This window comes from Nonomuraea sp. SBT364 (assembly GCF_001083785.1).
Lineage (GTDB): Bacteria > Actinomycetota > Actinomycetes > Streptosporangiales > Streptosporangiaceae > Nonomuraea.
On the sequence record NZ_LAVL01000108.1, the window covers coordinates 23,173 to 29,489 of the forward strand.

Annotated in this window: 2 protein-coding genes; one reads left to right on the top strand and one right to left on the bottom strand. The window is 76.6% G+C overall.

What is annotated here, in order from left to right; translation table 11 throughout:
* Window positions 1-32 precede the first annotated feature (32 nt).
* On the top strand, window positions 33-917 hold the full coding sequence (locus ADY59_RS33335; protein ID WP_049570743.1) for a diacylglycerol/lipid kinase family protein: 885 nt from the start codon (window positions 33-35) through the stop codon (window positions 915-917).
* An 81-nt stretch (window positions 918-998) separates the two neighbouring features.
* Here ADY59_RS33335 and ADY59_RS33340 read toward each other — a convergent pair whose 3' ends face one another.
* Window positions 999-6,296: a non-ribosomal peptide synthetase/MFS transporter gene (locus ADY59_RS33340; RefSeq protein WP_231619012.1), complete on the bottom strand. Its 5,298-nt coding sequence runs from the start codon at window positions 6,294-6,296 to the stop codon at window positions 999-1,001.
* Window positions 6,297-6,317: the final 21 nt, after the last annotated feature.

Genomic DNA, 6,317 nt, shown 5'->3' on the forward strand with positions numbered 1-6,317 from the left:
TAGGGCGGCGGGCTGGAGGGCACCAAGCGGCCATGAGGCTCGTGGTGATCGGCAATCCGGCCGCCGGCGGCGTCGACGGGCAGACCCGCGCGGCCGTGCTGGACACGCTGGGCGGCGCGGCCGACGTGCTCGCCCCCGACCTGGAGGAACCCGGCGGCGTCGGCGCGATCCTGGCCGAGCACGCCGACCGCGTCCCCGTCGTGCTCGGCGGCGACGGCACCGTGCACGCGGTGGTCGCGGCGCTGCTGGAGCGCGGCGAGCTCGGCGCCCGGCCGATCGGGCTGGTACCGCTCGGCACCGGCAACGACCTGGCGCGCGCCCTGGGCATCCCGCTCGACCCCCGCGAGGCGGCGCTGGCCGTCGTGCGGGGCCGCGAACGGGCCCTCGACCTGCTCGTCGACGACCGGGGCGGCGTCGTCGTCAACGCCGTGCACGTGGGCGTCGGCGCCCGCGCCTCGGAGCAGGCGGCGGCGCTCAAGCCCGTCCTGCACCGCGCCGCGTACGCCGCCGGCGCGCTGCTCGCCGGGCTGCGCACCCGGGGGTGGCGGCTGCGGGTGCGGGTGGACGGCGGGCTGATCAGCGACGGGCGGCGGCGCGTCCTCATGGTGGGCGTCGGCAACGGCGTCTCCATCGGCGGCGGCACCCCGCTCGCCCCGCACGCCAGGCCCGACGACGGCCAGGTGGACGTCGTCGTCTCCTACGCCGTCTCGCCGTGGGCGCGGCTGGCGTTCGGGGCGCTGTTGCGGCGCGGCCGGCACCCCGAGCGCGGCGACGTGCTGACGGTGCGGGGCAGCACGGTGACCGTCGAGGGCGAGCCCGCCCCGGCCAACGCCGACGGCGAGCTCTTCCCGCCCGCCCCGCACCGCACCTGGACCCTGCGCCCGTCGGCCTGGCGCGTCATCGTGCCGCCCGCCTGACCGCCTGACCGCCTGACGGCCTGACCGCCTGCTTCGCCCGCGCCGCCCGACCTGTCCGGCGGCGCCGGGCGCCGGGCGCCGTCAGGTGCCGGCGCGGGCCAGCTCCCGGTCGGCCTCCTCCTGCACGGCGTCGAGGTCGTCGGCGATCTCGGCGCCCGCCACCGCGTCCGGCAGGTCGTCCTCCATCCGCCGCAGCGGCCGGTACCACAGGCCGAGCGCGCCCCACAGCACCAGCAGCGCCCCCGTGACGGCGAGCAGCAGCCCGACGCCGCGCCCCGGCCCGACGCCGACGAGGTCGCCGGCGACGGTCCCGTCCAGCGCCCCGCCGGGTGCCAGCAGCGGCTCGAACAGCTCCGACAGCGGCGGCGCGGTGAGGAAGGCCAGCGGCGTCATCGACACCGCCAGCATCTGGTTGGTGGCCAGCACCCGCCCCTGCAGCTCCAGCCCCACCTTCAGCTGGATGATCGACAGCCAGTGCGTGTTCAGCACGCTCAGGAACAGCCACGACATCAGCCCGCCGAACGCCGCCAGCGCCATTGACGGCCGCAGCCCGATGAGCACGATGCCCAGCCCGAACCCGCTGACGAAGCCCACCATGCCGATCGCGCGCCGCTCGGTGCCGTTCCAGAACACCATGACCAGCGCCCCGAGCACCGCGCCCAGGCCCTGCGCGGCGGTCACCGTCCCGACGGCCGTCACGCCGCCGAACGACAGCACCACGGGCACGGTGATCGCCAGTGCGAGCATGCCCAGGTAGTTCTCCACGACGAAGAACCCGATCATGATCATCAGTGGCCTGCGCCGGACCAGGAAGCGCCACCCGCCCGCCACGGACTGCGTGAACGTCTCCTCCAGCCGCCGGAACATCCGCTCCGGGAACCGGACGAGCAGCAGCGTCGACAGGCCGGCCACGAACGTGACGATGTTGACCGCCACCACTCCGTGCACGCCGATCAGCGTGATCAGCGCCGCCCCGGCCAGCGGGGCGAGCAGCATGCCGAGCCCGGTGCCGAGGTTGGCGACGGCGTTGGCCTGCATCAGATAGGGCTTGGGCACGAGCTGGGCGACGGCCGCCAGGTAGGCGGGCCGGTGGAAGGCCGTCACCAGCGACAGCACGCCGGAGACGATCCCGACCTGCCACACCTCCAGCCGCCCCGCGACCAGCAGCGCCACCAGCAGGGCGGTCGCGACGGCCGACACCGCGTCACAGGCCAGCATCACCAGCCGCCGGTCCACCCGATCGGCGACGGCGCCGCCCAGGGGTGAGGCCAGCAGCGACGGCAGCGTGGCCAGCATGGAGACGAGCGCGTAGTCAGAAACCCGCCCGCTCTCCTGGTAGGCCCACACGCCGAGCGCGAAGGAGGTGAGCGCGCTGCCCAGCAGCGACGCGGTCTGCCCGACGGCGACGGTGTAGAAGCGGCGCAGGTCCCGGCGTGCCCGCTCGCCGGCCACCCCCGCCTCGGCGACGGGCTCCGGCACGCGGCCTGCCGTCCAGTCGGCCAGGTGCGCGTCGATCAGCTCGGCGAGCCGCGTCGCCTGGTGCTTGAGGAAGTAGTGGCCCGCGCGCGGGATCGTGGCCAGCGCCACCCGCTCGGCGAACGCCCCCCACTCCCGGTAGCGCTCCTGGTACAGCTCGGTGGAGCGGTCGCGCTCGCCGATCACGCACAGCACCGGCGCGCTCAGCTTGCGGGCGCCGGCGGCGGCCAGCTCGCCGCTGAACCACGCCTGCGCCTCCTCCACGTCGTGCCGCAACCCGCGCAGCATGATCGTGGTGTCGCCGGTGTCCTCGTCCAGCGCGCCGAGCGTACGCAGGAAGTCGCGCTGCGACCGGTCCGACGACCAGCGGTTGGCCGGGAACGTCCGGTTCCACCAGGCCGACAGCCGTCCCGGCAGCCGGGCGTCGGGGAAGCTGCCCCCGACGAACAGCCCGGCCACCGGCACCCCGGCCTCCTCCAGCCGCAGCGCCAGCTCGGTCGCCGCCGCCGACCCCACGCAGTGCCCGTACAGGGCGACGGGGCCGGTGGACAGCGGCGCGAGCTCCTCGATCACCCGGCCGACCAGCTCCGGCAGCGTCAGCATCGCCTCGCCGGGCCGCGCCGGGTCGTGCCCGGGCAGCTCGACCGCCAGCACCGCCGTGCCGGGGTGACGGGCGGCCAGCTCGGCCGCGAGCGGCCCGTACGCGGCGGCCGAGCCGCCGCCGTAGGGGACGCACAGCACGGTACGGGTGGCCACGGCTGGACCGGCCAGCCGGTGCAGCAGCCCCGGTTCGCCGCCGTCGCCCGCGTCGAGGTGCGCGGCCAGCTCACGGATCGTCGGCCGGGTGAACAGGTCGATCACCCGCAGCGCCGGGTCGATCTCGCGCACCGCGCGCACCGCCATGAACGAGTCGCCGCCCAGCGCGAAGAAGTCGTCCTCCACGCCCAGGTCGTCCGCGCCGAGCACGCGCGCCCACACGGCGGCGATCCGCTCCTCTGTCGGCGTCGCTGGCGCGACCCGCTCGCCGGCGGCGGCCACCTCCGGCATGGGCAGCGCGGCCCGGTCGACCTTGCCGAGCGGCGTGAGCGGCAGCGCGTCCAGCGTCATGATCGCGGGCGGCACCATGTACTCGGGCAGCCGCTCCCGCAGCCCCGCCCGCACCGCGGCCAGGTCCACGCTCGCCGGTGCGATCCAGGCGGCCAGCCGGCGGTTGTGCGCCTCGCCGACCGGCAGCACCGCCGCCTCCAGCACACCCGGCTGGTCGTGCAGCGCCGCCTTGACCTCGCCCAGCTCCACCCGGAAGCCCCGGATCTTGACCTGGTCGTCCACCCGGCCCAGGAACTCGATCAGCCCGCCGGCGTTCAGCCGCACCCGGTCGCCGGTCCGGTAGCAGCGCGTCGCGCCGCTCACCGGGTCGGGCACGAACCGCTCGGCCGTCAGGTCCGGCCGGCCCAGGTAACCGCGGGCCAGGCTGGGCCCGCCGATCCACAGGTCGCCCGGCACCCCCGCGGGCAGCGGCCGGCCCGCCGCGTCGACCACGTGGCACTCGACGTTCGGCAGCGGCCTGCCCAGGGGCACGTTCGCCGACCCGGTGGGCGTGCCTGGCGCGGTGCAGCTCAGCACCGACACGACCGTCTCCGTGGGCCCGCAGTGGATCTGCAGCTCCAGGCCGGGCCGGGCGGCCCGGACCCGCTCGGCCAGCTCCCAGGAGGTGGCCTCGCCCGCCAGGATCAGCAGGTCCTCGGGCAGCATCGCGGCCAGGTCGCCGTGCGCCGCCAGCAGTTCCAGATGGCTCGGCACCATCTTGATCACCTCGACCGGGTGATCGGCCAGGTAGCCGGCGTACGCCTCCGGGTCGGTGGCCGTCTCCTGGTCCAGCAGGTGCACCGTCGTGCCGCTGAGCAGCGCCCCGAACAGGCACGTCATGACCAGGTCCGAGGCCATCGTGGACACGACGCCCCACGACCCGTACGGGCCGCCGACGCGCTCGGCCACCGCCCGCAGGTAGTGCAGGACCGCCCGGTGCTCGACGGCCGCGCCCTTCGGCCGCCCGGTCGAGCCCGACGTGAACAGCACGTGCGCCAGATGGCCGGGCGCCACCTCGACGCCCGGCGGCGTCTCCGGCAGGTCGCCGCCGAGGACGTCCTCCAGGACCAGCGCGCCGGGCAGCCGCCCGGCCAGCGCCCGCTCGGCCAGCACCAGCCGCGCCCCGCACGACACCATGTACGCCAGCCGGTCGTCCGGATAGGCCGGCTCCAGCGGCATGTAGGCGGCGCCCGCCTTGAGCACCCCGAGGATCGCCGGGACCAGCGGCCCGTGCCGCTCCGCCAGGATGCCCACGACGTCGTCGGCGCCCGCCCCGGCCGCGACCAGGTGGTGCGCGACCCGGTTGGCCCGCCGCTCCACCTCGCCGTACGTCATCGTGCCCCACGGGCCGGACACCGCCACCGCGTCCGGCGTACGGGCCGCCCAGTCCTCGAACCACGCGTGCAGCGGCCTGGACAGGTCGTACTCCCGCCGCGGCCCCGCCGCCACGGGCCCGTCCACCGGCTCCAGCGGCACCGCCGCCGCCGGGGCGTCCAGGCCGGCCAGCATGCCCTCCAGCAGGGTCACGTACCAGCCCGCCATCCGCGCCGCCGTGCCCGCCTCGAACAGGTCGGCCCGGTAGGCCAGCGTCCCCTCGTAGCGGTCGCCGGCGTTGGCCAGCGACAGGTTCAGGTCGTACTTGGCGGTCCGCAGCGGCGGCTCGGACACCTCCACGTCCAGGCCCGGGAAACGCGGCCGCGACGGCGGGGTGTCCACGAGGTTCAGCACCGCCTGCACGACCGGCGTCGTCGCCAAGTTGCGGTCCGGGTGCAACTCCTCCACCACGCGCTCGAACTGCGTCTCCCGGTGCCCGAACGCGTCCAGCGCCATGTCGCGCACGCGCGCCAGCAGCTCGCGCCCCGTCGGCTCACCCGACCGGTCGGCCCGCATCACCAGCGTGTTGACGAAGCAGCCGAGCATCCGCTCGGTGTCGGGGTGCAGCCGGCCCGCCTCCAGCAGGCCCACCGGCACGTCGTCGGTGGCCGACACCCGGCCCAGCAGCTCCTGCCACGCCGCCAGCAGCACCATGCCCGGCGTCCCGCCGGTCTCAGCCGCCGCCTCCCGCACCCGGGCGGTCAGCCCGGGGTCCAGCCGCACCGGCACCTCGCCGCCCGTCCAGTCGGCCACCGACGGGCGCGGCCGGTCCACCGGCAGGTCGAGCACCGGCTCCATCCCCGCCAGCCGCTCCACCCACCAGCCCACGTCGCCCGCCGGCTGCCCGGCCAGCCACCGCGCGTAGTCGCCGTACTGCACCGCCGGTGGCGCCGGCGGCTCCGCCAGGCCGAGCCCGGCCGTGTACAGCGCGGCCAGCTCCGCCAGCGCCACGTCCCGCGACCAGGCGTCGAACGCGATGTGGTGCACGTTCAGCAGCAGCACGTGCTCGTCGTCGCCGAGCCGGTACAGCACCGCCCTGGCGGGCGGCTCGGCGCCCAGCGCGAACGGGCGGTACGCCTCCCGCTCCAGCCGGTCGGGCAGCTCGTCACCGGTCACGTCCTCGACCGTGACCGGCACCAGGGCGGCGTCCACCACCGTGGTGCGGTCCTGCTCGACCAGCGTGCGCAGCACCTCGTGCCGCTCGGCGAGCTCCCGCACGGCGGCCAGCAGCACCGCCGTGTCCAGCGGCCCGCGCAGCCGCACCGCCGTCGGCACGTTGTAGGCGCCGCGGTCGCCCGGCTCGGCCAGCTGCGCCAGGAACCACACCCGCCCCGCCGCCGGGGACGGGGGCGCCCCCCCGCCCCGCCGGGGAACCCCCGGCCCGCCCCGCCCCGCCGCCCGCCGGGCCGCCGCCAGCCGCCCCCACCCGCCGCCGCCCCCCACCCCCCCCAGCAGCACCCCACC